Source organism: Wenzhouxiangella sp. AB-CW3, from assembly GCF_014725735.1.
In the GTDB taxonomy this organism is placed as follows: domain Bacteria; phylum Pseudomonadota; class Gammaproteobacteria; order Xanthomonadales; family Wenzhouxiangellaceae; genus Wenzhouxiangella.
Genome location: NZ_CP061368.1, coordinates 3,374,376 through 3,399,188, shown reverse-complemented (window position 1 = coordinate 3,399,188; position 24,813 = coordinate 3,374,376). Strand labels below are relative to the sequence as shown.

23 protein-coding genes and 2 pseudogenes are annotated in these 24,813 nt (G+C 56.5%); 15 read left to right on the top strand and 10 right to left on the bottom strand.

Going from position 1 to position 24,813, the window contains the following annotated elements; all coding sequences use genetic code 11:
• Nucleotides 1-143: 143 nt before the first annotated feature.
• On the bottom strand, nt 144-2,699 hold the full coding sequence (locus IC757_RS14660) for an SIR2 family NAD-dependent protein deacylase (protein WP_190975027.1): 2,556 nt from the start codon (nt 2,697-2,699) through the stop codon (nt 144-146).
• Between the two features lie 676 nt (nt 2,700-3,375).
• On the opposite strand from IC757_RS14660, the pseudogene IC757_RS14655 reads away from it, so the two are divergent.
• From IC757_RS14655 to IC757_RS14620, 8 genes and pseudogenes are all read left to right on the top strand, one after another.
• Nucleotides 3,376-3,495 (top strand): annotated as a pseudogene (locus IC757_RS14655) (transposase); the annotation flags it as partial.
• 82 nt (nt 3,496-3,577) lie between these two features.
• Complete coding sequence (locus IC757_RS14650; RefSeq protein ID WP_190975025.1) at nt 3,578-3,961, top strand: transposase; 384 nt, start codon at nt 3,578-3,580, stop codon at nt 3,959-3,961.
• Nucleotides 3,958-5,019: a DDE-type integrase/transposase/recombinase gene (locus tag IC757_RS14645; protein WP_190975024.1), complete on the top strand. Its 1,062-nt coding sequence runs from the start codon at nt 3,958-3,960 to the stop codon at nt 5,017-5,019. Before IC757_RS14650 ends, IC757_RS14645 begins: the two co-directional genes overlap by 4 nt.
• Nucleotides 4,961-5,368 carry an IS200/IS605 family transposase gene (tnpA, locus tag IC757_RS14640; RefSeq protein WP_411913460.1) on the top strand — a complete coding sequence of 136 codons (408 nt, stop codon included), beginning with the start codon at nt 4,961-4,963 and terminating at the stop codon, nt 5,366-5,368. Before IC757_RS14645 ends, tnpA begins: the two co-directional genes overlap by 59 nt.
• 325 nt (nt 5,369-5,693) lie before the next feature.
• Nucleotides 5,694-6,356 (top strand): NUDIX hydrolase, encoded by a 663-nt coding sequence (locus IC757_RS14635; RefSeq protein WP_190975023.1) that lies wholly within the window; start codon nt 5,694-5,696, stop codon nt 6,354-6,356.
• 24 nt (nt 6,357-6,380) lie between these two features.
• Entirely contained in the window at nt 6,381-7,274 is an 894-nt protein-coding gene (locus IC757_RS14630; RefSeq protein ID WP_190975022.1) for an SPFH domain-containing protein, read from the top strand.
• On the top strand, nt 7,264-8,199 hold the full coding sequence (locus tag IC757_RS14625) for a hypothetical protein (RefSeq protein ID WP_223846150.1): 936 nt from the start codon (nt 7,264-7,266) through the stop codon (nt 8,197-8,199). The genes IC757_RS14630 and IC757_RS14625 overlap by 11 nt, the downstream gene beginning before the upstream one ends.
• 40 nt (nt 8,200-8,239) lie before the next feature.
• Nucleotides 8,240-8,488: a hypothetical protein gene (locus IC757_RS14620; RefSeq protein ID WP_190975020.1), complete on the top strand. Its 249-nt coding sequence runs from the start codon at nt 8,240-8,242 to the stop codon at nt 8,486-8,488.
• A 957-nt stretch (nt 8,489-9,445) separates the two neighbouring features.
• Here the strand turns inward: IC757_RS14620 and IC757_RS14615 are convergent.
• The 6 genes from IC757_RS14615 to IC757_RS14590 all read right to left on the bottom strand — a co-directional run bounded on the left by IC757_RS14615 (nt 9,446) and on the right by IC757_RS14590 (nt 18,072).
• Nucleotides 9,446-10,543, bottom strand: coding sequence for a DUF262 domain-containing protein (locus IC757_RS14615; protein ID WP_190975019.1), 1,098 nt, complete (start codon nt 10,541-10,543; stop codon nt 9,446-9,448).
• Complete coding sequence (locus IC757_RS14610) at nt 10,540-11,637, bottom strand: adenine-specific methyltransferase EcoRI family protein (protein WP_190975018.1); 1,098 nt, start codon at nt 11,635-11,637, stop codon at nt 10,540-10,542. Before IC757_RS14610 ends, IC757_RS14615 begins: the two co-directional genes overlap by 4 nt.
• Nucleotides 11,638-11,778: 141 nt before the next feature.
• Nucleotides 11,779-12,294 carry a hypothetical protein gene (locus IC757_RS14605; RefSeq protein ID WP_190975017.1) on the bottom strand — a complete coding sequence of 172 codons (516 nt, stop codon included), beginning with the start codon at nt 12,292-12,294 and terminating at the stop codon, nt 11,779-11,781.
• Between the two features lie 156 nt (nt 12,295-12,450).
• Nucleotides 12,451-16,041, bottom strand: coding sequence for a PIN domain-containing protein (locus IC757_RS14600; protein ID WP_190975016.1), 3,591 nt, complete (start codon nt 16,039-16,041; stop codon nt 12,451-12,453).
• 551 nt (nt 16,042-16,592) lie between these two features.
• Nucleotides 16,593-16,886, bottom strand: a complete 294-nt coding sequence (locus tag IC757_RS14595) for a hypothetical protein (RefSeq protein WP_190975015.1) — start codon at nt 16,884-16,886, stop codon at nt 16,593-16,595.
• Nucleotides 16,887-17,109: 223 nt separating this feature from the next.
• Nucleotides 17,110-18,072, bottom strand: coding sequence for a YifB family Mg chelatase-like AAA ATPase (locus IC757_RS14590; RefSeq protein WP_190975014.1), 963 nt, complete (start codon nt 18,070-18,072; stop codon nt 17,110-17,112).
• Between the two features lie 239 nt (nt 18,073-18,311).
• On the opposite strand from IC757_RS14590, the gene IC757_RS14585 reads away from it, so the two are divergent.
• The 4 genes and pseudogenes from IC757_RS14585 (at nt 18,312) to IC757_RS14570 (ending at nt 19,894) form a co-directional block, all read left to right on the top strand.
• Entirely contained in the window at nt 18,312-18,656 is a 345-nt protein-coding gene (locus IC757_RS14585) for a UPF0175 family protein (protein ID WP_190975013.1), read from the top strand.
• Entirely contained in the window at nt 18,638-19,126 is a 489-nt protein-coding gene (locus tag IC757_RS14580) for a DUF3368 domain-containing protein (protein ID WP_190975012.1), read from the top strand. Before IC757_RS14585 ends, IC757_RS14580 begins: the two co-directional genes overlap by 19 nt.
• A 254-nt stretch (nt 19,127-19,380) precedes the next feature.
• Nucleotides 19,381-19,635: pseudogene (locus tag IC757_RS14575) on the top strand (transposase); the annotation flags it as partial.
• Between the two features lie 97 nt (nt 19,636-19,732).
• A complete protein-coding gene (locus IC757_RS14570; protein ID WP_190975010.1) occupies nt 19,733-19,894 on the top strand; it encodes a hypothetical protein in 162 nt (53 codons plus the stop codon).
• A 13-nt stretch (nt 19,895-19,907) separates the two neighbouring features.
• Here the strand turns inward: IC757_RS14570 and IC757_RS14565 are convergent, their stop codons facing one another.
• Both IC757_RS14565 and IC757_RS14560 read right to left on the bottom strand, forming a co-directional pair.
• Nucleotides 19,908-20,393 carry a PIN domain-containing protein gene (locus IC757_RS14565; protein ID WP_190975009.1) on the bottom strand — a complete coding sequence of 162 codons (486 nt, stop codon included), beginning with the start codon at nt 20,391-20,393 and terminating at the stop codon, nt 19,908-19,910.
• Nucleotides 20,394-20,398: 5 nt separating this feature from the next.
• Entirely contained in the window at nt 20,399-20,698 is a 300-nt protein-coding gene (locus IC757_RS14560; RefSeq protein WP_190975008.1) for an AbrB/MazE/SpoVT family DNA-binding domain-containing protein, read from the bottom strand.
• A gap of 128 nt (nt 20,699-20,826) precedes the next feature.
• Between IC757_RS14560 and IC757_RS14555 the strand changes: the two genes are divergently transcribed.
• Together IC757_RS14555 and IC757_RS14550 are read left to right on the top strand one after the other, a co-directional pair.
• Entirely contained in the window at nt 20,827-23,166 is a 2,340-nt protein-coding gene (locus IC757_RS14555) for a glycosyltransferase (protein ID WP_190975007.1), read from the top strand.
• A complete protein-coding gene (locus tag IC757_RS14550) occupies nt 23,163-24,026 on the top strand; it encodes an EamA family transporter (RefSeq protein WP_190975006.1) in 864 nt (287 codons plus the stop codon). Before IC757_RS14555 ends, IC757_RS14550 begins: the two co-directional genes overlap by 4 nt.
• Before the next feature lie 34 nt (nt 24,027-24,060).
• On the opposite strand, the gene IC757_RS14545 is transcribed toward IC757_RS14550, so the two are convergent.
• A complete protein-coding gene (locus tag IC757_RS14545) occupies nt 24,061-24,312 on the bottom strand; it encodes an accessory factor UbiK family protein (protein ID WP_190975005.1) in 252 nt (83 codons plus the stop codon).
• Nucleotides 24,313-24,470: 158 nt separating this feature from the next.
• On the opposite strand from IC757_RS14545, the gene IC757_RS14540 reads away from it, so the two are divergent.
• The gene (locus tag IC757_RS14540) at nt 24,471-24,809 is read left to right on the top strand and encodes a P-II family nitrogen regulator (RefSeq protein ID WP_164228770.1); all 339 of its coding nucleotides are present in this window, start codon (nt 24,471-24,473) and stop codon (nt 24,807-24,809) included.
• Nucleotides 24,810-24,813: the final 4 nt, after the last annotated feature.

Genomic DNA, 24,813 nt, shown 5'->3' with positions numbered 1-24,813 from the left:
GAGACTGAAGACTAAGTTGACACTGCGGGTATTCATCTTTGGCTTTGCCAACAACGTGAGCTGCGAATCCCCTAAAAACTGGGGTACGACGAGATCGCTGCCTTAGGTTGGAAGCCCTCGTTCGCAGAGTTATCCAAAGCGGCTTAACTCTGTCTACCACTCTCTCTCTGCCGAACTACGTCCCTCATTTTCTCAAAGAAGCGATCTTCATATTCATCAAAAAGTCTTCCGATTTGATCTTTTTCTAACGCAGAATTGGCATCCAAATCAATATCCCGTCTATTCGCTTCAATGACAACATCCTCTGCGATATCATCAACCACAGACCCCATTGAAGCAGCCAATGCAGCATCATACTCACGTAATGCTTGATTAATAAGGTATCTACGTATTCTCTCAGCGTGATCGGTGCGACTGACAGCCCACATTAGTCTTCCAGTGGACGTAGACAACTCGCCGCCATCCTCGTACGCAGCAGCAATGAGCCGTGTCATATTGACAAGGCCAACATGGCTCATCATATAATTTGATAGATCCGCGTAATTTGTTTCCCCTAAGGTCTGACGAAGAGTGCGGTCCGCTGTAACAAAAATGCTCCGCTTACCCCCCATAACCCCACTGTGCAACCGGGATAACTGCTGAGCATCATGCCTGATTAGCGCTGCATCTTTCCTTTCCCAAAAAGAACGGCGCGAATAAGCCTTTTCCAATGCATGGAGTATATCTGGATAGCTTTCTGCTTCCTCCGTCCTTTCATTACCTACGAGCATAATAGTCGTCGTTCTCTTTAGATACCCCTCGAGATCTCTCTCTTTTCCGTAGGAGGCATACTTCCGAATGTATTCAGAAAAATCTGAAACCGCGCCATCCCGCTTAGTTTGAATGTAGCCAGCAAGGAATACATTCATATTATCCAACCCGTAGTAGGTCGCCTCCCTCTCGACCTCCGAGTCGTTGCTTCCTAACCTTTCATATTCCTGGATAGCTAACCTTCGATGACTTACAATTTCATTGAGGACAACCCTGTGTGCCCGAATGAAGAGATTGGATTTGGACTCAGCAGCAAACCTTTGAATTTTTCTAATAAGCCTTGAATATACCGCGTTAAAAGGATGGCCGTGAACTATGGCTGGCATCAAAACGTTTGCATCCAGATAAATTTCTTCTGGTAAGGTTTTTTCTAGGAAAAACGCACTTCTTGGAGCCCTTAGCACCAATTCGAGGCCAAACGCTATCTCCCCCAGACGAGCCAATGCCTTCGATTCCCTCGGCTCTGGATTGAACAACATTCCCTCAACGCTGCGAGTGAAGGTCTTTTTGGGGAACCCTTTAGGAAAGGAATACCCGTGAAATATATCTGGGACAGAAACATGATCTGGAACTCGGTGCGTTGCAAACGAGGCGCTCAGGTGCCAGCCTCTTGAGAGAACAAGGTGTTCAATAGCAGGGGCGATAGCCTTACGATGAGCTTCATTCTGAAGCCCGACCCCCTCCAAATCCATCCTGGCTCCAATGGATTTGGCTAGAGTATCGAGATCCTCAAGCTTTCTAGGCGCCTTTCTTGTCACACGAGAGACATTGCCTTCAACAATCGCAACGTACCCGCCCGAATTCAGCTTGAATAGTTGTCCGCGAATGTCATTCTCTATTTGCACAGATCTAACCGATATCACGTCTGCAACATTTTCGACAAGCTTAGAAACGTCGATAGATCCATCAACCTTATCTAACTCCGACAAAAGCACCCCTTCAACAATGATATCCAAAAGAGGAGCTAACTGCCCTTGCATTTTGTATCGCGCGTAACAGGTCGCGAAATACGCTCGAGCGACAACGAAAGGATCAGTCGTTTCCAGACCTGTTATGCTATCCGAGCTCTTCTCTGTCCTGCAAATTGCATCCCAAAGCACCCTATGGTTATCCTTTGAATCATAGGTCAATACTTCAACGTTCAGTTTGCTCAACTGCCCCACTAGCTCTGTACTTTCATCGTCGGGTATCAGCGCCAGATGGCGGCCGGACTGAATCGTACCTACATTAGCAGCTACTGCGGTCAGGACGTTTTGGATTGCTGGATCTAGGAAGGAATAGCCAACAACGAGAAGGTTGCAGTGAGCGAAAAGGTAAGTCAGAACATCCAAATAGGTTGTGTCGTCTATCAAAGCATCGTAGTCCTGCTCCTGTAAAACAATCTTGTTCGGGTTCTCTATACGCCCATGAATTCTTGCAACAAAAAAATCATCTGAAAATTGAACCTGATTTAATGAGGGGTCGGGATAGAAGAAATCCGACGGGCTGCCATTCTCATCGGAAGAATAAACATCTAACAGGGATCTATCATAATTAGTAGTTACCACTCCGGACACCGGGAGCTTTGTTAGACACTTAACAACCCCTTTGTGGTTATATTCTCTAAGCTGATCTCTAATGGCGCTGTATCGCTCTGCCTCAGGTATATCAGCGATAAAGTACAATGTTGCTGCGGAGGTCAACCGATTCTGAGAAATCCTGGCAGCCATCGCATGGTACAGATTTATATCGTATTGTCGGCATGTCTGCGCAAGGTTTTCCAGAAAGCCTTTCCAATCAGGCAATCCTGCAGCTACACCAACCCCTGCGCCTGCAAATAGGTAGACGTCACCATGACGGCCGAAAAACTCGTTTACTGCTTCGCGCAGCGCATTGGCATCTTTTGGCATACAGGAACTCCATCTGCAACAAGGCTATAAAAACAAAAGTTTATACGCATCGGCACACGGCCGTAGGGCTGGATATGGAATCTCGGTAACGCCCCCGCTATACAAATAGAAACGATTTCCTCTGGAGGCGGTGGTAACGCAATTGGCTACGATCCTCCAGTCGGGTATATATCAGATTGCTCGACCACTCTCATGCACTCAGCCTGCAACATAAGCATGCGCACCGCAAGTAGGTTCGCCACATGGACATTCCTCTCTCCAGCAAGTGCGAGATAGGCATTCATGCAGATCGGCAGAGCAACGGGTTGCCCGGCCGCCCCTACTGCCAGCGCAAACGCAAGCCCCTGGCCGGGCGGCCATATCTTCCAGCTTACTCACACCCTCGGTGTATCGAATAGTTCCCGTGCCCTAGCAGGTTGCATGTTCAGTGCTGGACGGCGAGGTGAAATGCTCTTTGTTGAGATCCTGGGAATACTTGACTCGCTGCTCGAATCTGTCCCGAAGGCCCCGTGCCTGCTGGATCTTACCTCCTCGCTCCGCAGTTTCCACAGCAACCGCTAGACAAATTCGGGAGACCCCCCAGCTCTGCTGGGGAGGCATTCAATGTTTGACGATTCCGGAAATCTCATGGTAACTCCAAAGCGTGAGCCGCCAAGCACCACGCTAAGGAGAAACCATGAGACAAGTCAGCAGTTTACGACACACACGATGGGAGTGTAAGTACCACATCGTTTTCATCCCGAAGTATCGCCGGAAACGCCTTTATGGTGTGATTCGGCGGGAGTTGATCGAAGTTTTTCCCCTGTGTGTCAACATTACTCCCAACAGCACCTGATCGGTTTTATCTGTAACATTCAGGGCGCTAACGGAGTGGAAATATGTCTGATTCCAATGAAGTGGTCACCGATCCGCGCCTGGAAAAGCGCACCCGTCGCCGGTTCAGTGTAGCCGAGAAGAAGCGTCTGTTGGCTGAGGCCGATGCCTTACCGCACGGAGAGAAAGGCGCCTGGCTGCGACGGCAGGGCCTTTATGCAGGTCAGCTGTCTACTTGGCGCAAGGATCTGGCCGAGCATGGCGAAGCCGGCGTGGCCGCCCGCCAGCCGGGCCGTAAGCCCGCCGACCCCCGCGACAAGGAGCTCGAGCGCCTGAAAAAGGCTAACGCCAAGCTGGAGAAGCGCGCCTACGTGGCCGAGCAACTGGTCGATCTCCAAAAAAAAGTATTGCACCTGTTCGACAGCGACAAAGACGGCAACAAATCGTGAGCTGCCTGACTACCTTGCCGCCGGATGTGCCCAAGGCGCAGGCCTGCCGGGCTCTGAATGTACCGCGCCACTGGTGCTATCCGGATCGCCGGCAACGCAAGCGGGCTGCAGCGCCAACTGGCCGGGACCGCGGACTGTCGGAGATCGAAGAGCAGCGCATTCTTGACGAGTTACACTCCGAGCGCTTCCTGGACACCGCCCCGCGCCAAGTCTACGCAACGCTGCTCAGCGAAGGCACCGTGCTGGGTTCAATCTCGACCATGTATCGCTTGCTCGGCCGGCGAAAGGAAACGCGCGAACGTCGCAACCAGCGGCCGGCACAGCACCACGTCAAGCCGCAACTGGAGGCGACGGGTCCAGACCAGGTCTACACCTGGGACATCACGAAGCTGGCGACGATCACACGCGGCTTTTACCTGAGCCTGTACGTCATCCTGGACCTGTTCAGCCGATATCCGGTCGGCTGGATGGTCTCGCGCAAGGAGAACGCCGGTCTGGCTTGTCACCTGTTCCGCGAAGTCCTGTCGCGTCGGGATATCGAGCCCAATCAACTCATCGTCCATCAGGACCGTGGCTCGCCGATGATCGCACACAGCTTCGGTGATCTGTTGTCCGATCTTGGCGTTACCCGCAGCTTCTCGAGGCCGAGAGTCAGCAACGACAATGCATTCAGCGAAAGTCAGTTCAAAACGCTCAAGTACTGGCCAAGCTACCCAGGTCGTTTCCGGGACGAGGGCCACGCCCGGCAGTGGGGCAGCGAGTTCTTCCCAGCCTACAGCCGCCGACCGCACGAGGGTCTGGCGCTGTTTACACCTGAAGACCTCTACACCGGACGGTTCGAATCAATCTGGCAGGTTCGACAAGCGGCGATGGACCGGCACTATGCGGCGCATCCCGAGCGTTACGTCAAAGGGCCGCCCCGAGTCGCCCGGCCACCAACAGTGGTCTCGATCAATCCGGACGATGGTCAGACCGCAGCGGAGTTACTCGACAAGCCCGATGCGTTCCAGATCTCACCAACCCCGGTCAACAGCGAGCTACCCGAGGTTGTTACATAGAAAAACGCGCCGATGTGTTGGGAAAGTGTTGACACGTTCCGTTCGGTCTCTGGCGAGGCAGAAGGAGAGCGATATCGAAGAGGGTCATCTGATGCCTGATCACGTTCACATGATGATATCGATCCCGCCGAAGTACGCTGTTTCTCAGGTGGTCGGATTCATCAAAGGGAAGAGCGCGATCCATATCGCCCGGGTTCACGCGGGTCGCCGGAGGAACTACGTGGGCCAGCATTTCTGGGCCCGGGGCTACTTCGCTTCGACGGTGGGGCGAGACGAGCAGGTGATCCGGGACTATATCCGCAATCAGGAGGCCGAGGACCGTCGACTGGACCAGCTAAACTTGATGTAACGCCCCCTTTAGGGGGCTCAAGGAGCGCTAGCTCCGTCACAGGCCGCTTCGAGCGGCTCACAATTAAAGCCCCCGGCTTTGCCGGGGGATACTTACTCTCCAGAGTCGCTCTGCTTTATGGCTCATCTGTTCTCTCCTGTGCATTTGGCTGCCCCATTGTCTGGTGGCGCGGCGGAAGGCGCGATAGACAGCTAGCCTAAGCGCCTGTAGGAAATTTCTGATGCGAGATGTAGGAATCTGGGCTGGAAAATTTGTGTCTCAGCCCGCTTGACATAGTGTAAAATGGACACTAATATAAGTGTCACATTAACACTAAGTGTCCGAAATGAGCTTCTCACCCACCAAGGTCCTGCTGACTACCGACATCGTCCTGTTCACGATCCAGCAGGAGCGACTGAAGGTTCTGCTGGTCCGCCGCGCCAGCGAGCCGTACAAGGGCTCCTGGGCCCTCCCGGGCGGCTTTGTGCAGGAAGGGGAGTCGTTGGCCGAGTGCGCCCGGCGCGAGTTGCTGGAAGAGACCGGCGTCGACGAGGCCTATTTGGAGCAACTCTACACCTTCGGCGACCCGGACCGGGATCCACGGGGCAGGGTCGTGACCGTGGCCTATTTCGCCCTGGTCCGCTCCGACGAGCTGATTCTCGAGGCCGCGACCGACGCCGACGCGGCCGCCTGGTTTCCGGTCGACGAACTGCCGGACTTGGCATTCGATCACGCCGAGATCCTTCAGGTGGCCCGAGAGCGTCTATCGGCCAAGGTCGAGTACTCGACCATCGCTTTCCAGTTGCTACCCGAGGAATTCACGCTCAGACAGGCTCAGGGCGTCCATGAGGCCGTTCTCGGCCATTCCCTGGACAAGCGTAATTTCCGAGCTGCCCTCAAGGCCAGAGGCCTTGTGAAGGGCACAGGGCGAAAATTTCAGGACGGCCCACACCGGCCGGCCGAACTGTTCCGGCTCGTGTCCGACGAGCCGGTGCAGATCATCAAGTGACCTCACAGAAAGGAGGAGGCAGCCATGCTCCGCTACTACAAAGGTGACCCCAACCACCAGATCCTCGTCCAACGGCAGGGGCAGATCCGCCGCTCCGGGCTCGGGTTGTCGTTCTGGTACTTACCCCACAACACCAACATCCTGGCCGTTCCGGCGACTTCGCTCGATGCGGGGTTCTCCCTGAGCGAGTACACCCAGGATCACCAGGAGCTCCACATCCACGGCAGCGTCAGCTTCCGCATCACCGATCCGCTCGCGGCCGCTGGCAGCTTGCCATTCGAGGTGGACCCCGAGACCGGCCGGCCGACCGTTCAGGGCCGCCAACTGCTGGAATCGCGTGTCATCGCGGCCGTCCAGAGCCACTGCCGGCCAATCGTGCAGGAAATGGCCTTCGAGCATGCCCTGCGCGCCGGCGCCGAGCTGGTTGGTTCGCTTGAAGAGCGGCTGACCGAGGATTCGGAACTGAGAGCGCTGGGGCTGACGGTCGAGGGAATCCACCTGCTCGAACTCAGCCCGGCGCCCGAGCTTCGGAAGGCCCTCGAGGCCGAATACCGCGAGAGCCTGAACAAACGGGCCGACGATGCCATTTACGGCCGGCGCTTTTCCGCCCAGCAGCAGGAATCGAAGCTGGCCAAGGACAAGCTCGACGCCCAGATTAGCCGGGAAGAGGAGCGCAAGGAGCTGGTCGAGCGCCAGACGGCCAATCAGCTCCGGCAAGCGGAGGCTGAGGCCAAGGCGGAGCGGATGAAGCTCGAGCCCTACGCCGAGCTCTCCGGTCAGTCCCTGGTCGGGCTGGCGCTTCGGCAATTTGCCGAGCATCCGCAGACCATCGGCCAGCTCAGCATCACGCCTGACCTGCTCTCGCAGCTCAGCGGCTGGATGACCCGCCAGGACGGGGCGAAAAGTGATGCGGCCTGAGCGCCTGATCGTCGTCACCCGCGAAACGCGGCTGGAGGAACTCAAACAGCGTTTCGTGACCCTGGAGCAGGCCCGGTTCTACCTAGACAGGGCCGGACAGGACCTCGGGCCGCTGGAAGACGAGCACCAGCGGTTCGACCGAGCGCTACGGGCCGTGCGTGGCGCCGTCCCGGAGGACTTACCCGTCCAGATGGTCCGGCGCGGGATGGTCAGCAGTTTTCCGTTTCGGGACTCCGATCTGGTGGTCACCATAGGTCCGGACGGGCTGGTGGCCAACACCGTCAAGTACGCAGTCGGCATTCCGATCATCGCGGTCAATCCTGACCCCGACACGATCGAGGGCGTGCTGTGCCGAACCGAGCCCGGTGACTTTGGGCATGTGCTACAGCGGAACCTGGCGGGCCGCGCGGACCAGAAAGCCGTCACGCTTGCAGAAGCCGCTACCTCGGATGGTCAGAAGCTTCTGGCGGTCAATGACTTGTTCATCGGGCGCAAAGACCACGTCTCGGCCCGTTATCGGATCCAGGCCGAGGGCCGAGCCGAGCACCATTCCTCCAGCGGGATCGTGGTCTCTACCGGGGTTGGCTCGACCGGTTGGATGCGCTCCATTGTTCAAGGTGCCTATCGGACCGCGAGCGTTTGGGGTGCATCTGTGACGATTCCGGCGTCGAGGCAGGCACGAATGCCTTGGGACGCCGATTCGTTGTTCTACTTCGTGCGCGAGCCATTTCCGTCCGTCGGGCTGGGCACGGAATTGACCACCGGCCACATCAAGGCCGGATCTCGCCTCTCCGTGACCTCGGAAATGGCCCAGGGCGGGGTGATTTTCTCCGATGGGATTACTGAAGACGCGATCGCGTTCCACTCAGGACTGTCAGCCCATATCACGTTGTCAGCCCAACGTGGCCTCATCGTTGAGGGATGAGCGAACAGGTCTGGCACTCTGCGAAAAGAAGGAGCAAGTAATGGAAAAGACGGGATGGCCGAAATCCAAGCCCTGGCTGCGCCCGATTGAAGATGCGGAGTCCGCTGAGCTGAGCGCCGAGGAAGAGCGCATATTCGAAGAACTCGGATTCGAAATGAGTCCATTGCCCGAAGACGAGCTGAACCCCTTAGAGGAAGACTCGGCCAGAGAGCGTGAAAACAATGAAGCACTACTGGGACCTGCTCGCTTTCCTCCTTTCCCACGCCAGAAAGTGGAAGTGGATCGATGACGATCCTATGAAGGGCGTCAGGCCTATCACAAAGCTCCGGAACGAGCGAACCCGCTACCGGGACGAGGATGAGCGGAAAGCGCCGCTGGCGGCCTGCAAGGCCAGCCGCAACCCGCAGTTTTATTCTATCGTCGCCTGTGCCCTGTGCCCTGGGCACAGGCATACGCAAGGCGAAATTCTTGGCCTTACACTGGAAGATTTGCACTTGGAACGGGGGTGGCTGTATTCCGGAATACGAAGCACGGCGACACGCGAGCCGTGACCCTTGAGTCTGTAGAACCCAACCTTGCCAAACGATCGTTAGGCTTAGAGTAATCATCGATCTTCATGAGTTAGCCTTTCTTGAAGAGTTCTTCTGACGTCCAATTCCCCGAAAACAAGATCTCTGGAAGGCAAATCAAAATCAGTTCGAAGATCAGCAGCGAGATCAATTGCTTACAGCCCCATGCCCGCCGCATGTTTAGCAAGAACATCTGAGGTATCCTCACGATCCGCTGTCACATCCCACCAAAACTCAACATGCTGCTGTGCTTGGTGAATCTTTTGCGGTAAAGACAGCACTCGATCGATTAAGGCGCCTTTACGTGGGCGTAAAAATTCCGCTACTACAGATATTCTTGGAAGATCAGGTAGCTCCGGCACTCTGGGTAAGGGTGCTCCAGTATGCCCCTCAGAATCGTATACCAAATCATGATTGATAATCGCTTTTGGGCACACGAAATTCCATAGCCCTCAAGAGAAACGGCGGCCGCGAGCGCATCATACCTTGCCGTCTGCTTTGCAACCCGACTACGAAGCCACTCGTTAATGGCTGCACCAGCGACGGTCGCAACGAGCGCGCTAGTAATGACAGTTGATAGAAGCTGCATCTAGGTAAACCTAACGATTAGCGTAACCGGCCGGCTTTGGAGCGCCAGCGGAAAGGCCGGCCCGCATTGACGCTTTTGTTAGACTAGGCTATTTACCACCCTTTTTTCGGTTGTCGTCGATACAAAGCATCTGGCAGTTTGCTGCCTCCGTTTTTCCGCCTTCGTGCCACGGTTTGATATGGTCTGCTTGCATCTCTTCGATAGTAAAGGTCTCGTTGCAAGCAGGACAGACCCCTTTTTGGCGCTCAAAAGCCTCACGCCTCATCCTTTCATCAAATTGACGAATGCTCAGATGCTTCTCTTTGCCGTTTAGAACAAACAAGTAGATACCCTTCTTGTTCGTTACGTCCGGGTCGGCCATCAACTTCGCGACTTGTTCTTCGAGCGCGTCAGGGTCAAGGTCCGCATCCTTGTGCTGGTTGTACAGTATTCCCCAGGGTTGCCCTTTCATTTCTTTCTTGCGCTCCACGGGAAAGGTCGCTCTCACCCACGCAACGACGTTTTGGAAGTAGACCCACAGATCATTTGCCTTAGATTTTTTCTGGTTTTTTCCCATGAAGTCTCTGATTGAGGCATCGCTCTTATCGCCACATTTCCACGCAATGACCGTTTCGAGATATTCCTGTCGAATCGGCGTGCCTTTCATGAGGTCACCACCGACCTTGTAGGCTACACAGTCGGTTTTGCTGAAGTATTTCTTTGCGTCAGACAACCACGGACCGGCGAAGACGGCGTTTCGAAGTTCCTGCTTGGTCAACTCCTTTCCGGCGATATTGATGGTTTCGAACCAACTGAGTCGTTCGCTATCGGTCCCTTCACAAAAATAGACCATCAGCTTGTAGTTGAGTATCTGTTCTTGCTGATCGTCTGTGAGGTTATGGAAGTAAAGGCCGTTCCATGAGAAATCGCCTTCGACGTACTGGCAGATGGAGATTGTGCGCTGCTGTCCATCAATCACCTCGAAATGGCCGTCGTCGCGTACTGACCAGTACATGACGTTGAGAGGAAAGTCTTGCGTCACGGTTTTGATGACTGCTTGCCGCTCCTTCTCCCCGTAGATAAACTCGCGCTGGTAAGGAGGGCGAATATCGAGTTTGCCCCCGTACCCTCGGACTCCTGCTTCTTCGTGGTCTTCGTAGTCGGAAACTAAATCTCGCACTGGAATTTCCTGAAGTTCGATCTTCACTTCTCCACCTTCTTGTTTCTGATGAAAACGCGTGCATAAAGCGATGTGAAGTATTCCTCGCCCACTATGTAATATGTCTTATCCTTGGGCGGTGAGTCCACCTTGATTGCCGGCGCGTCGTTGAGTTTTCCGACGTTGCTCCTTTTGCCGTTTGAGCTCACCTGAATTTGTGTCGGGTACTGCTTGGAGGCTGCGCCGTACCAAGACTGAGAGATGCCGACTATCTCGAACTGGTCGGGATTGTGCTTAGTAAGGAAACCAATCGTTACACCCATAACGCCCGGATAGTCCTTTGGAATATCCGCGACCTTGCTCACTTCAATCGCGTCAAAGTTATCGTACCTCGGGTACTCATCTGGGTTATAGGTCTTGTACAGAATCAGATCCTCGTGACGCTTTGTAAAGTCTAGGTTCGTAAACCAGCACATATTTCCGAAACTCCGCCACTTCTGACCATTGTCGTCTATCCAGAAGCGGGTGGCGCGAGGCGTGTAGTAGTCCGGGACCCTGAAACTCATATCCCCACTATTGGCACCGACCCACAGCTCGCCGCGCTGTATCAGAGGGAAGATCCCTTTGTACTTAAGGGCATTTTGGTTCGCAAGGATAATGAACTTCTTGTCGTACTCGAAGAGCTGAGCGATGTACTCCCGGAACAGCGAGAAGGGCGGGTTCGTGACCACGATGTCCGCCTGCTTTAAGAGCTTGATAGCCTCAGCGCTACGGAAGTCTCCGTCGCCCTCCAAGAAATTGACCTCGATTTCATCATCCCCAGGGATGCGGTCACCATCCTTGTCACCCTCGTACTCAAGATAGATCGCACGCTCGCTGCTATTTTCGCTGAAAAGGTCGCGTTTGTTGTTCTTGTAGCAGGTCGCGATTAACTTCTTGAGACCGAGCTTCTCGAAGTTATACGAAAAGAAGTGGAAGAACGCACTGACCCTAGGGTCGTCGCAATTAAGGTAAACTACCTTGCCCTTGAAGTGCTTCCGATAGTGTTTGAGTTCTCGCTCGACGTCTTCCAGCTGCGTGTAGAACTCGTCTTCTTTGTTCGTTTTCGCCCTGCTCAGACTTGAATTCTGCGTATCTGCCATTCTATCGTCCTATAATCGACTGACACTTTTGTGGATGTATTCGCTTCGTGAATGACTCGGTGGTCTAACGTCTAGGCTAAGCGGCGCGGCGTTAGCCGCGTCCGGTGGAGCGCGAAGCGCGGAACAAGCTTGAACGGTGTGTTAGATGTCATCACGACTATGCCACCTTTTTAGCAATTCTCTTTCTTCGATCTGAATTCGCTCTTTTGGAACCCCACTTCTAAGGGTGAAGTCGACAGCCATATCAGCAAGAGCCTTCATGAGTGAATGCGACTCCTCAGCTATCTGGTCTATTCGGGCGTGTAATGCTTCAAATGCTTGCGTATCCACGATAGCTTGCTCGCTGTCTACTCTTGATCGATGAACAAGCCAGTTACGCTCTTTTAGGATACTTTCGAAACGTTGCTCTAGTTCACCAGAAATCACTCCTTTCCGCCGCATGGAGTGCACGGTCTTCCCAAAAGTATTCTTCAACGCCGATCCCAGCAATTTGCTACCCATCTTTTCGCCCATTCCACGCTTTGCCTTTGCCATGAGCACGAAGGCTTGAGCCGAACTCGCCTCCAGGGATTGAAGCTGCCATAAAGCGAATCCAGCGCGCTGGCAGATCACCTCAAGCCGCTCAGCTCTAGCTAGCTTTTCTTCGAAGACTCCCATGACATTTAACGACTGGCATCACTGGCGGCAATGGAGCGCAGCGGAATTGCTGTCCGCGTGCATGCCTTTGTTGGGAATGCTTTGTTTTTACTCTTCATGTTGATTGCTAAGTATCTGTTCCAATGGATTTCAGACGCTGTTTTCATGCTGGATCCCTCATTCAATATCCAGGTAATCAAAGCGACCGAGCCGCAACAGATTTTCCCGGGCACGTTCAGCATTTTCGCGGACCTGAGGGTCTTCAGCAGTCAGGCCAGCCTTTAGAATTGGCTTGGCCTCATCAGCTGAAATATACATCTCCGTGCCTTGGTCCATGGCAGCCGTAATTTTCGCAAAGCATTCAACTACCAATGCCTGGTGATTCGGGAGCAGTTTATTCAGAGCTCTCACCTCAAGCAAAAGCCCTACATCTTTTCCCCGGCCAAGATCGAGAATCTTCGAGTACGATTGCAAACGCCAGTCAGAGCCGAGACATTCGGCTTCCAGCCAAAAGGTAAATTCCTGAAGCTCCAGCGGCTCAGCGGCTTCAAAGCGCCAATCGAAAAAAGCGATAATGCGGTCGGTCAGAGTTTTTTCTAGTTGCCTGCCGCTATTTCTCAGTGATCGACCAACATGGTCGAAGAGTTGCCCCCAACGTTTCCGGTCATCTTTGGTCTTTTCATAAAAGCGCTCAAGCAGGCTTTCATTACCCGTCAGAGGGTAGACTTCCCAAAGGTAGTAGGTGAAAAGGTGCTGGCCCAGTCTGTCGATAAGCCCCTTACCGTCGCCTTTTTCGATCGCCAGGATATTCAGGTTCTCTATTGCGTATTCAAACTCACCCCGCAGAATTTCAAACGTTAGCTTGACCGGACGGTTAAAGCGGATATAGCTGCCAAAAGCATCCCGCCAAACAGCTTCATTTGCCTGCGGGAAAAAGATCTCGCGTTGCTGGACGGCCCAATCCCGATTGAGGGTGCAGATGTTTCCGAAGTGCATCCCCAGCAGCGCCTGCTCAGGCCGGGTTAGCGGAATTTCAGCATTCTCGGCTAGACGTTCCGCGAGGATGTCGGTCACTTCCGGCAGCTGGTCTTCCGGCAACTGGCGGCGAATCCAGAAGCCGAAATTGACGAGGGATTCAAGTGCCCGGCTGCGGGTATTGTTGATGGCCTCGGTGATAGGATCGTCGCGGTTAAGCAGCACCGGGCGGTCGTGGTCGAGCCGCCAGTCGGACTGACCGCACGCCTGTCGAAGGAGAGCGGCAAGGCCGTCCCTTGCGGTAATTGGCGCTTCCGTATCCTTGTTCACACAGGCGTCAATAAAATTAACCACGGCCCGGCGCGAGCTGCCCCAGTCGGGATGGTCGCGTGATTCGTCTCGCGGCTCGGGTTGTCCTTCCACTCGCGACGTGTCCGGATGTGACAGGACCCATGCACAGAACTCAAGCCACTGGTCCAGTTTGTCGAAATTCTTTTCCTTGACGAGTTCGAGCATGGCCTTGAGCATCGCGGCGACGTAGACCGGCCGAGCAATCCTGTCACGGTTCGCCAGCCAGAAAGCCAGGCGTTCGTCATCTGGTACAATCTTTTCTTTGAACAGGGACTGAAAGACGCCAGCCAGCGCGGAGATATTGATCTCAACCAGCCAGTTGTCCTTGTCCCGATGCTCCTCGTTCCAATCGTTCAGATAGGTCAGAAGCTCATCATCGGTGAAGCTCTCAAGATCCTCGGTGGACTTCGGGCTCCGGTAGCTGACCGTGCCGCCGGTTACTCCGCCGTAGGGAGAATAGCTATCATCGGTAACACCGTCAGCCGAGGATTCACTTTCGAGCTCATCGAAATACCGTCGAACATCCCCGCCTCCTAGCAGTGCGGCGAATGGGCGTAGCTGCATACGATGAAAGTAGCGCTGATGCTGCTGAAAAGCCTCCTCACTGTATCGTTCCCCCATCCATTCGCGAAAATCCACTTTGGAAGGCCCGCTGAAAATGGCGTCGAAAATCCCTTTTCGTTCGTCCTCACTGAGTAAACGGAGGCCAAAGTGTTCACTTGCCTTGCGGATCATCAATTGGAATTCGTAGTGATGTTCCCACTTGGAATAGCCATCGTGACCAAGGATCTCCTCGCGTATCCATGGGAGGGTCTGGTCATTGGGATGTGATGCGTAAAGGTGCTGCCGCAGACGCTTGAACACGTTCCAGCGATGATTTCGCAACGCCTGATCCAGGGCGTTAATGGATTCCGGGGTTTTGTCATAGACTTGCTCACAGGCATAGGTCAGCGTCTGCACCAGAGCTTCCTTCGAATCCTGATAGTCGCGATCCGGCATATCCAGCCTTTTGCACCAGATCTCCGAATAGTCCTGATCGCTGCCTTCTTCGAAATCTTGCGGGTGCTTTCCCAGTCTGATCATGCTTGCCACCGCATCAATCAGGATGCGGGAAACCTGATAAGGTTCATGCTCAGCCAAGGGGCGAACGCCTTTTTCCAGGATTTGCTGGTACTCCCATTGATCGAAACGCGGCTTCGGCTCTAGCGAAGTGTTCCAGGCTTCCGGGTTATCTTTGCGCCGGGACTGCCTCTCCTGTTCACGGGGATCTCTGCGGAACTCAACAATATTGAGTAGTAAAGAAGGTGTAACTTCCGAAAGGTGTGCATCAAAAATGAATGGCTTTTTCAGCAAACTGATGATGAGCTCGTGACCCCATCGGCAGTTTTTAACAAAGGATGTAATGAATCGCGAAAAACTCAAAATCGCGTCAGCCGAATCGGCTTTTAATACAATTTTCAAGACACCTTCCAGAACCCGAAAATTCACCGTATTCGGAAGTGATGAAATTACTCCCAACACCTCAGCAGGGGCTGCATCAAAAATGCGTATCAGATATTCGAGGGGGGGCCACCATGGGGCAATATAGTGCCCTTCGGTAGTCTGTTCTGTGCCGGGAGGATTGGTAAAATATCCTCTTTCCGAAAGTGGCGTTAACCAAACAGCGTCGTCAGCGTTTTGGAAAAAGTAATCGTAATTAGACCCTCTGCTCTCCAATAACTGCATGACCCGTTCAACTTCAATTGGAGTCACCTGGTTCCCACGAGCAAGTATGGCCTTCAGTTCTGTCAGATCCTCGGTGGTGATGGGTTTCGTAAGATCGACGTCACCGGGCAGCCTTTCTTTGCCTAACAGTTCTGGCTGGAATGCCTCTATGTACTTTTCCAGATTAGGGAAATACACAATGTAGCGCCTACTCGCGCAAGCTTGACTAACATCACCATCCAAACCAACGACAGCAATGTTTGCGTGGTGTTGCTTATGATACTGATCTAGAGTGCTGATAATGAACGCGTCGGGAAATTCCTTGGATTTCTTCTCGGAGAAAGGAGGACGGATTTCAAAATACCAGTCAACGACATCCTCGAGATTGCCAGCGATCGGCAGGTTTTCAACGACAAAATGCTCTTTGAAGGAAGACCATTTTCGGTTCATCTCTTCAATACATTTCGTTTTCATTTCGTCTTGAGAAGGGAGTTCAGCAAGAGCTAATTCGTTGACAGGATATGCCTTATGTGCGTTTGTGACTGCATTGGCGACTTTTTCAGCCTCCCTGACAAAATGGCGAAGTAACTCACGCTCCATAATTACCGGGACGAGCAGGCGAAGGCCACCTTTGGCAAATGTGTCAATTAATGCGGTGAATGCCTTTGTGTCAAAACGCAGCCCTTGCCTTTTGAAGAACTCGGTATCGATATAGAGAGAGGTCGGAATATGTCGCATTGAGCACTTCCCCTAATCTCTGCCGGTGCTATAGTAGATTTTTGTCATCGAGATATATCCGTCGCCCAACGTTTGGGTTAACCGGCGCCGCCACCGAGCTCGCCCGGCTTTGCCGCCCGGAAGCTTACCGGCGTCCGGTTGAACCCTTTGTTAGAGCATAAAGCGTCAGCTACTATTCCACATCGCATAGGTCTCTCTCCTCAAGTTCTCGCACCATGGTAGTTGCCCTTTCGAGCCTTTCCTGAACCCGCTTTCGTTGAAGATCAGAATCACCGTCGTAGATGCGTAACCTTGGTAGATTGGACCTCATAAATATGCAATTCCATCTTAGAATGGTTTCGTAATCTTCATCCAACGCGGCTTTAATGGTTCCGAGATGTAGGCTTGTCGTTATCTCGGCGTGTTCTCGTTCGACGCTCCACATTAGATCAAGAAACGGATCAATTTCTCCATACCTCTTTTCGGCGACAAGGTACGCAACTGCTAGGCCTGAGCCAACAGCCACGAGGAAAAAGATTAAATGGAGAAGGTAGGATTTCATTGTGCTCTAACTAGAAAGTGTGTTTCAACATTGCGTCATACGGATTATTTTGTATAAACAGACAGGTAATGCTCGGCAATAGGGCTGTGAGAATAAGAAGTTCTTGATAATCATCTACCGACTTTTTGACTGTCGCTGGAATTATCACCCATCCGTGACGCATATGGATACGGGCGAAATCCGTATAAATTAGCGGGGAAGTCGCAGGGGTGGAATAATTTTGAGGTGACAGGCGAGCTAAAACCCCTGTCAACTGGATGGACATGTGGGCATTTCGGCAAATTTTTCCAACGCCGATATTCATGTGCGGATCGTCCTGGGCACGATCACTCTCCCTTCAAATGCCTGCAAACCAGGCCCGCCACTCCGAAGGGGGCCTGATCTGCCCTGAGATTATCATATTCGGTGAGTTTGGCGACAACGTACGGGACGTACGTCATGGGGAAAGTGTAGGAAGGTAATTTATCCTAGACGAGCGTGAATCCGCCGCCGCCTCCGGGCCTACTCAATTGGGCACCGGCAGAGAATCAACAGGGCACTGGCCCCTCAAGCTGGACTGGATTCTCTTGCAGCCTAAGCACTAATTCGTCTAGAAAAAGCACACCGGCATGCGCCAGCGAGATCTCCCCTGGCCTGGGTTTCGAGCCCCCACCCACCAGTGCCACCCCGGAAGCGGTGTGGTGAGGGGTGCGGAATCGGCGCTGTTTCCAGGTCGCCGGATCCAGTCCCAGGCCGGCCACCGAGGCCACCGCCGCCGCCTCCAGCGCCTCCTCTTCGGCCATGGGTGGAAGGATGCCGGGCAGGCGTGAGGCCAGGAGCGTCTTGCCGGTGCCGGGTGGGCCGAGGAGCAGAAGATTATGGCCGCCAGCGGCGCAGATCTCCAGCGCGCGGCGCGCGCGTTGTTGCCCGAGTACATCGCTCAGGTCCGGCCCGGTGAACTCGATCGTGTCCTCGGTCGGTTCGGCTCGCACCAGTGTCTGGTGATTATTGAGGGCGGCGGCAACTTCGGCCAGCGACTCGGCCAGATAGACCTCGGCATCGCCTACCAGCCCGGCTTCCTCGGCATTGGCGCGCGGCAGGATCAGCTTCCTGCCGGCATCACGGGCGCGAATGATGGCCGGCAATGCGCCTTTCACCGAGCGCAGCCGCCCGGTCAGCGACAGCTCACCGAGAAACTCCCAGTCATCGAGATCCTCCACCTCGACCTGCCCCGAGGCAGCCAGCACACCCACGGCAATCGGCAGATCAAACCGCGCCCCTTCCTTGGGCAGATCGGCCGGCGCCAGCGATACCGTGGTGCGCCAGCTCGGCAGTTTGAACTCGCAATTGCGAATGGCCGCACGCACCCGGTCCTTGCTCTCTCTGACGGCGGTTTCCGGCAGGCCGACGATGCCGAACAGCGGCAGGCCGGGCGACAGGTTGACCTCGACCGATACCTCGGGCGCCTCGATGCCTACCGCGGCGCGTGAATGAATGGTGGCCAGTCCCATGATCGATCACTCGCTGGTGGATTCCGGCCTTCATGGTGCCGGGCGATCCGATTAAGTTCGATGGCAATGCCGCCCCGACCCTTGTAGGAAATTTGCTATGAGGATCAGTGGGCCGGTGGGGTTGTTTCCGATGGGTCGTAGTACTTCCATAAAAAGGGCGAGGTTCTTGACCTCTGCCTTGTCTGTCGGCTTCTTTCCCCGTATAATCTTCCCATATTATATTCCCACCAAATATTCCCATGAAAACCGTCAACGTCAGCGGACTGAAGAACAACCCCAGTGAGGCCTTGCGTCAGGCGCGCGAGGACCTGGTGTTGGTGATGAACCGAAATCGCCCGGATGCCTTGATGGTCAACCTGGAACGCACCGGTGTGCTGGACATGGCCGGGGTCCGGGCAGCGTTGGCCACCGCGCTGTTCCGAGATGGCGAGTTATCGCTCAACCGGGCGGCAACGTTGGCCGAAATGACGATGTCGGACTTCATCAGCCACCTGTCGCGCCTTGGCATACCGGTGATTCGTCAGAGTGCAACGGAAGTGAACGAGGACATGGAGTCGCTCGACCAGTGGCTCGCTTCGTCGTAAGCGACGCCAGTCCGCTGATCGCGCTCGGTCGGGTAGGTGGACTGCCCTGGCTCAAGCATCTCTTCGGTACGGTCTGGATCCCGGCCCAGGTCGAAGCCGAAATCTTCCCCACTCCCAGCACCGCCGACCAGGACGCACTACGGCAGGCCGTTGATCGCGGTTGGCTGAAGGTCTGGCCGCAGAGGGTCGTGCCTCGCGGGCGCCTGGACCTGGACGATGGCGAGCGGGCCTGCATCGAATTGGCCCTCAAGCATCCCGGTACGCTGCTGTTGATTGACGAGCGTGCGGGCCGGGCGCATGCGCGTGAGTGTGGCCTGAACATTGCGGGCACTGCCGCCGTGATTGGCGAGGCCCGGGCGCGCCAGGTCATCCCCTCGGCCCGCCAGGTGTTCGAGAGCCTGCACCAAAGCGACTTTCGCATCGCGCCGGAGGTGATTCGAGCCGTGCTGGAGCGGGTCGGGGAGCTTTAGCTGGTGGTCGTGCGCGATTGACACGCCGTCGATCTGCGCAGCGCTGCTGGTTTGCACGGCATCGGCAGGTCCGGATCGTCGTGCTATTCTCCCGCTTTTCACAGAGTTGGCAGGACCGTGCGCGTTTTTTCGGCGCGTTTTCGTTTTTTTTCGGGACGTTTTTTTTCGGGACAGGCATTGAACAGGAGATTTCCTACTGCCCATTGAGGAGATCTCCGATAGACCAGTAGTTGTCCGCTGGCAAGAATGCCGGCATGACTTATCCACGCAGTCATCTGGTTTCCGAAAACGACCCCGGTTACTACCATGTCGTGACACGATGTGTGCGACGTGCTTTTCTGTGTGGCCAGGACAGGCTGACTGGACAGTGCTTTGAATATCGCCGCCAGTGGATCGAGGCGCGGATACTGGAACTGGCCGAATGCTTTGCCGTGTCGGTGTATGCCTATGCGGTGATGTCGAATCATTGTCACGTCGTCCTCTACGTCGACCCTGGCGAGGCGCAGTCATGGAGGGAACGCGGGTTCGCTGGCGGCCGGGCGCGGCTACTCCGTGCCAATCAAGGAACCGGACGAGTGTCCGTTACAGCCCGGATTTCTTGAAGAAATGGCGCGAGACAACGGTCTTGGGGTCGCACTGCATCGCTCATCCTGGGAGATTTTCAATCGAACGGAGAACCCCGGCCTGCTGGAGCGTGCCGTGATCCGCGTGTTGTTCCACCTGGGTGGCAATGGTGTCGTGGGCATGTGGCTGCTCAAGCATGCGTGACCAGTTCCAGGCATCAACTGCCCTGGCCGTAGAGCGGCGGCAGTTGCTGGACTTTTCCTGATCCAACCAGGAATGGGTTGTTGATGCGCACGCTGCCGTAATGGCGGCCGTGTTCGAAATCCTCCGACAGGATCTCCGGGATGCCGAAGGTTTCGGCGCAGGCCCAGAGATGGGCATCGAACCACGACAGTTTGTAGGCGGCGACGCCTCTCAGTGCGGTGGTCAGTACCTCGCGATTCGGGTAGATCATGGGAAACTGAAGGATCAGCGATTCGGCCTCGCGCAGGGCGTCGGGCTGGTCGAGCAACGGCGCTCCTTCGAGATCGGCGCGGGGGCGGGATACGGCGGCGACGAACTCGATGATGGCCTGATGGGGCAGTACCAGGCTGTCGTCGGTCAGGCCCTCGCGGAGCACGCGGCTGGCGATCGCCTGCTTGAGCGGGTCGCGCGGGTCGAACCGGTAGACCAGGACATTGGTGTCAATCAGCCTGGAGCGCATCCGGGTTACTCGCCGTTTTCCTTTCCGCGCGTGTAGAGATCGTCGCGTTGCCAGTCGCGTTCGGCCGGCGGATGATCAGGCAGGGCAAGTTTCGATGCACGCTCGGCCTGGCGCTTGCTGGCTTCGTCAAACAGACGCAGACGTTCGCGCTGGTCGAGCCGTTCGCGCGACCGGCTTCCAGCCGGGACGATGCGAATGACTTCGCCCGCGGACTGGAACTCGATCTCGTCACCGGGGGCAATGCCATGCTGCTCGGCAATGCGCTTGGGCAGCGTGATCTGCAGTTTGGACGTGACCTTGGCCATGTCCTTACTTTAGCAAGGATCGTTTCCTTGTCAAGATTCTGGCATTGGAAGGCGTCTGTTGGTGACGACACCCCCCAGAACATCGAATCGGCCGGACTGGCCGCACTGTGGCAGAATCGCCACCATTCGTGTCGGGGACTGATATCCCGGCCTTCCCGCCATTCATGGCGTTTCACGCAGAGGCCGAGTACGGCATGTCGGAAACGGATTCATCAGGGCAGCCGCCTGCCAGTGCCGGCGGTCTCTCGTCGCAGCAGCAGCTCGATCGACTGCTGAACGACATGCGTGCCGCGTTGTCCGACGATGCGGGCACGTCCGTGGAGACGGAGAGGGAAGGCCATGCAGGCGCGTCCGTTTCGCGACTGGTGGCCCTGCGCCAGCGTGCAGGACGCTGGCTGACTTCGCATCGCTGGGGAATGCGCGCCTGGTTGATGGCCCGGCGCCTGTTGCGCCGGCCGGTTGCCGCGCCGCAGCCGGCGGCAAGCCGGCAACGCGAAGCCTTCCGGGCATTGGCCGAGCCGGCGTTGGAAGAATTTCTTTCGGGAACGGCGCGCCTGTCGTTCGATCGGCCCGATCAGCCGATGGTGTCCGTGCTGCTGGTGCTCTACAACCAGGCCGCACTGACCCTGCAGTGCCTGCGCTCGCTTCAACAGCAGGGTGTCCCTTTCGAGTTGATCGTGGTCGACAACGCTTCGTCTGATCGCACCGGCGAATTGCTGAAGCGCCTGGACGGCGTTGAGATCATTCGCAACGATCACAACGCCGGTTTCGTCGAGGCGGTCAATCAGGCCGCGGCCCGGGCGAAGGGCGAGCATCTGCTGCTGCTCAACAACGATGCCGTGCTGCTGCCCGGTGCCATGGCGCGGGCTCATGCCCAGCTTGCCGGTGACGAGGTCAGCGGCAGTGTCGGCGCGCGCGTGGTGCAGCTCGACGGCCGGTTGCAGGAGGCCGGGTCCATCATCTACGCCGACGGCACCTGCGAGGGCTACGGTCGTGATGGTCATCCCTCGGCTTGCGAGTTCATGTTCCGGCGCGAGGTCGACTATTGCTCCGGCGTGTTTCTGATGACCCGGCGAGCCTTGTTCGAATCGCTGGGTGGGCTGGATGCCCGCTACTCGCCGGCCTATTACGAAGATGCCGACTACTGCGTGCGCCTGCTGCTTGCCGGCTATCGCAATGTCTACGAGCCCGGTGCGGTGGTACTGCACTACGAGTTCGGCAGTTCGTCCAATTTCGAGGCAGCCGCCCGCCTGCAGGCCGAGCATCGCCGGGTCTTTTCCGAGCGCCATGACGCATTCCTGTCCGGACAGCCCGTACGTGACCGGGCAACAAGACCGCTGGCGCGCAGCCGTCCTGACCGGCCGCGCCTGCTCTACATCGACGACCGGGTCCCGCATGCCAGCCTTGGCACCGGCTATCCGCGCTGTCGGCAAATGGTGCATGAGCTGGTGGCGCTGGGGTTCGAAGTCACCTTCTATCCAATGTGGCCGGCGAGTGAATCCTGGGCCGATATCCGCGCGACGCTCCCCGAAGAAGTGGAAGTGATGCGGCCGGGCGGGCGGCTGGATCTGCAATCGTTCCTGCTCTCACGCCACGATGTCTATTCGCGCATCGTCGTGAGCCGCTCGCACAACATGCAGTTTGCCGGCGATGCCATCGCTCGCATTCGCAAGCGTCTGCGCGAGTTCGAGCTGGTCTACGACGCCGAGGCGGTCACCGCCAGCCGCGAGATGCTGGCCCTGGAACTGGCCGGCAAGACGCTGTCGCCCCGGCGGCGTGCATCGATGCTCCAGGCCGAACTGGCTCTGGCCGGCCAGGCCGACCAGGTCATTGCCGTGTCCGAACACGAGGCCGGGCTGTTTCGCGAGGCTGGCTGCGAACACGTCTCGGTGATCGGTCACGCGCTCGACCATGACCTTACGCTCGCCAGCTTCGATCATCGCAGCGGCTACCTGTTTGTCGGGGCCTTAGGCGATGCCGATTCGCCCAACGTCGACTCGCTGGTCTGGTTTGTCGAGGACATCCTGCCGTTGCTGGCCGCCGGTCAGGCCGATCCGGTCGAGCTGACCGTGGTCGGTGACTGCAGTGCAGATATCCGTCACCGCCTCGAGCGCGATGGCGTGACGTTCACCGGACGACTGGATGACCTCGAGCCGGTGTTCGATCGGGCGCGCGTATTCATCGCCCCGACGCGCTTTGCCGCCGGCATTCCACACAAGGTGCACGAGGCGGCCGCTTTCGGCCTGCCGTGCGTCACGACCTCGTTGCTGGCACGGCAACTGGGCTGGCGGCATGGCCGGGAGCTGCTGGCCGCCGACGATGCGCACGACTTTGCCGGGCATTGCCATGCCCTGCACGAGGACGAGACGCTGTGGGCGGCCGTCCGCCAGCGTGGTCGTGAAGCGGTCGAGCGCGACTGCTCGCCGGCGGCCTTCCGTGCCGCCGTCGAGTCGGTATTCGCGCCGTGATCCTGCTGTGGCTGGTCACGCTGGGCTGGGCGTTCAGCTTCTCGCTGATCGGGGTCTACCTGTCCGGGCAGGTAGACGACTACATCTCGGTCTTTCTTCGAGTGACCCTTGCCGCGCTGTTGTTTGCGCCGCTGTTGCTGCGCGTGCATGTCAGCCTGCGCCCGGCACTGTCGCTGATGGCCATCGGTGCGGTGCAGATCGGGCTGATGTACCTGTTTCTGTTCCACTCCTACGCGTACCTGAGCGTTCCGGAATTGTTGCTGTTCACCATCTTCACCCCGCTCTACGTCACACTGATCGACGAGGTGATGATCGGTCGCCGGCGCCTGCCGGGTCGCTTCTGGCTCGGGGCAGCGCTGGCCGTGGCGGGTGCGGCGATCATTCGCTACGGGGAGTTGAGCGACAGCTTCGTGACCGGGTTCTTGCTGGTGCAGGCCGCCAACCTGTGCTTTGCCGCCGGGCAGGTGGCTTACAAGCGCCTGGACCTGGGCGGTGAACTCGAGCAGGTGCACGTGTTCGGCCTGTTCTTTCTCGGCGCGGCACTGGTGTCCGGGCTGGGCATGGCGCTGTATGCCGACTTCGCGAACATGCCAGCCACCGGTGTGCAATGGGGTGTGTTGCTGTGGCTGGGCCTGGGCGCTTCGGGGCTGGGCTACCTGGGCTGGAACCTGGGCGCCAAGCGCGTCAACACCGGCCAGCTCGCGGCGATGAACAACATGCTCATTCCCGCCGGCATCCTGGTCAACGTGATGATCTGGGATCGGGATGTGGATTGGCTGCGGCTGACGGTCGGTGCAGCCGTGATCGTTGCAGCGGTATTGATTGCCGGCAGGAAAAGAGTGGACAGGCGGAAGACGTAAGACCGCAGACGGCAAGAGGCCATGAGATGGCTGCTTACTCGGGGTCTTTGCCGTCCTCCCCGTCAAGTTGCGCCTCTATCGCTTCCAGTTTCTCACGGGTGCGCGCCAGCACCTTCTTCTGAATTTCGAATTCCTCGCGCGTGACCAGGTCCATGCGGTTGAAGGTGGTCTCGAGGATGGCGCGGAACTGTTCATGCAGCTCGGCGCGCGCGGTCTTCAGCTCCTCGGGCACGGCGGCGGCCAGCTTGCGGGTGATGTCGTCGATGGTCTGGAAGTCGGGGCGCATGGTCGGGTCGTCAATGTCGTCAAGCCCCAGATTATCGCAGATCAGCGCAGATGGGCATGAATTCAGGAACGTCGTAATCCGTGATTTCTGCCAATTTTCATTTGCATCTGCGTTAATCTGCGTTCATCTGCGGTTGTAATGTTCCGGTGAGTGAATCCATGAAACTGATTACGGCGATCATCAAACCCTTCAAGCTCGATGACGTGCGCGATGCGCTCGGCGAGGTTGGTGTGACCGGCATGACGGTATCCGAGGTCAAGGGCTTCGGTCGCCAGAAGGGGCATACGGAGCTTTACCGTGGTGCGGAGTACGTGGTTGATTTCCTGCCCAAGCTCAAGCTCGAGATTGCCGTTCCCGATGACGATGCCGAGCGGGTGGTTGAGACCATTGTCGAGACTGCCTCGTCGGGGCGTATCGGCGACGGCAAAATCTTTGTTACCGACGTCGAGCGAGCGGTGCGCATTCGCACCGGCGAGGAAGGCGACGACGCCTTGTAGCCGG

What these genes read in the sequence shown, in the direction of transcription:
- IC757_RS14660 (WP_190975027.1), bottom strand. Translation starts at nt 2,699, where the DNA reads ATGCCAAAAGATGCCAATGCGCTGCGCGAAGCAGTAAACGAGTTTTTC.
- IC757_RS14650 (WP_190975025.1), top strand. Translation starts at nt 3,578, where the DNA reads ATGTCTGATTCCAATGAAGTGGTCACCGATCCGCGCCTGGAAAAGCGC.
- tnpA (WP_411913460.1), top strand. Translation starts at nt 4,961, where the DNA reads ATGCGTTCCAGATCTCACCAACCCCGGTCAACAGCGAGCTACCCGAGG.
- IC757_RS14635 (WP_190975023.1), top strand. Translation starts at nt 5,694, where the DNA reads ATGAGCTTCTCACCCACCAAGGTCCTGCTGACTACCGACATCGTCCTG.
- IC757_RS14630 (WP_190975022.1), top strand. Translation starts at nt 6,381, where the DNA reads ATGCTCCGCTACTACAAAGGTGACCCCAACCACCAGATCCTCGTCCAA.
- IC757_RS14625 (WP_223846150.1), top strand. Translation starts at nt 7,264, where the DNA reads ATGCGGCCTGAGCGCCTGATCGTCGTCACCCGCGAAACGCGGCTGGAG.
- IC757_RS14620 (WP_190975020.1), top strand. Translation starts at nt 8,240, where the DNA reads ATGGAAAAGACGGGATGGCCGAAATCCAAGCCCTGGCTGCGCCCGATT.
- IC757_RS14610 (WP_190975018.1), bottom strand. Translation starts at nt 11,637, where the DNA reads ATGGCAGATACGCAGAATTCAAGTCTGAGCAGGGCGAAAACGAACAAA.
- IC757_RS14605 (WP_190975017.1), bottom strand. Translation starts at nt 12,294, where the DNA reads ATGGGAGTCTTCGAAGAAAAGCTAGCTAGAGCTGAGCGGCTTGAGGTG.
- IC757_RS14600 (WP_190975016.1), bottom strand. Translation starts at nt 16,041, where the DNA reads ATGCGACATATTCCGACCTCTCTCTATATCGATACCGAGTTCTTCAAA.
- IC757_RS14595 (WP_190975015.1), bottom strand. Translation starts at nt 16,886, where the DNA reads ATGAATATCGGCGTTGGAAAAATTTGCCGAAATGCCCACATGTCCATC.
- IC757_RS14590 (WP_190975014.1), bottom strand. Translation starts at nt 18,072, where the DNA reads ATGGGACTGGCCACCATTCATTCACGCGCCGCGGTAGGCATCGAGGCG.
- IC757_RS14585 (WP_190975013.1), top strand. Translation starts at nt 18,312, where the DNA reads ATGAAAACCGTCAACGTCAGCGGACTGAAGAACAACCCCAGTGAGGCC.
- IC757_RS14570 (WP_190975010.1), top strand. Translation starts at nt 19,733, where the DNA reads ATGGCGCGAGACAACGGTCTTGGGGTCGCACTGCATCGCTCATCCTGG.
- IC757_RS14565 (WP_190975009.1), bottom strand. Translation starts at nt 20,393, where the DNA reads ATGCGCTCCAGGCTGATTGACACCAATGTCCTGGTCTACCGGTTCGAC.
- IC757_RS14560 (WP_190975008.1), bottom strand. Translation starts at nt 20,698, where the DNA reads ATGGCCAAGGTCACGTCCAAACTGCAGATCACGCTGCCCAAGCGCATT.
- IC757_RS14545 (WP_190975005.1), bottom strand. Translation starts at nt 24,312, where the DNA reads ATGCGCCCCGACTTCCAGACCATCGACGACATCACCCGCAAGCTGGCC.
- IC757_RS14540 (WP_164228770.1), top strand. Translation starts at nt 24,471, where the DNA reads ATGAAACTGATTACGGCGATCATCAAACCCTTCAAGCTCGATGACGTG.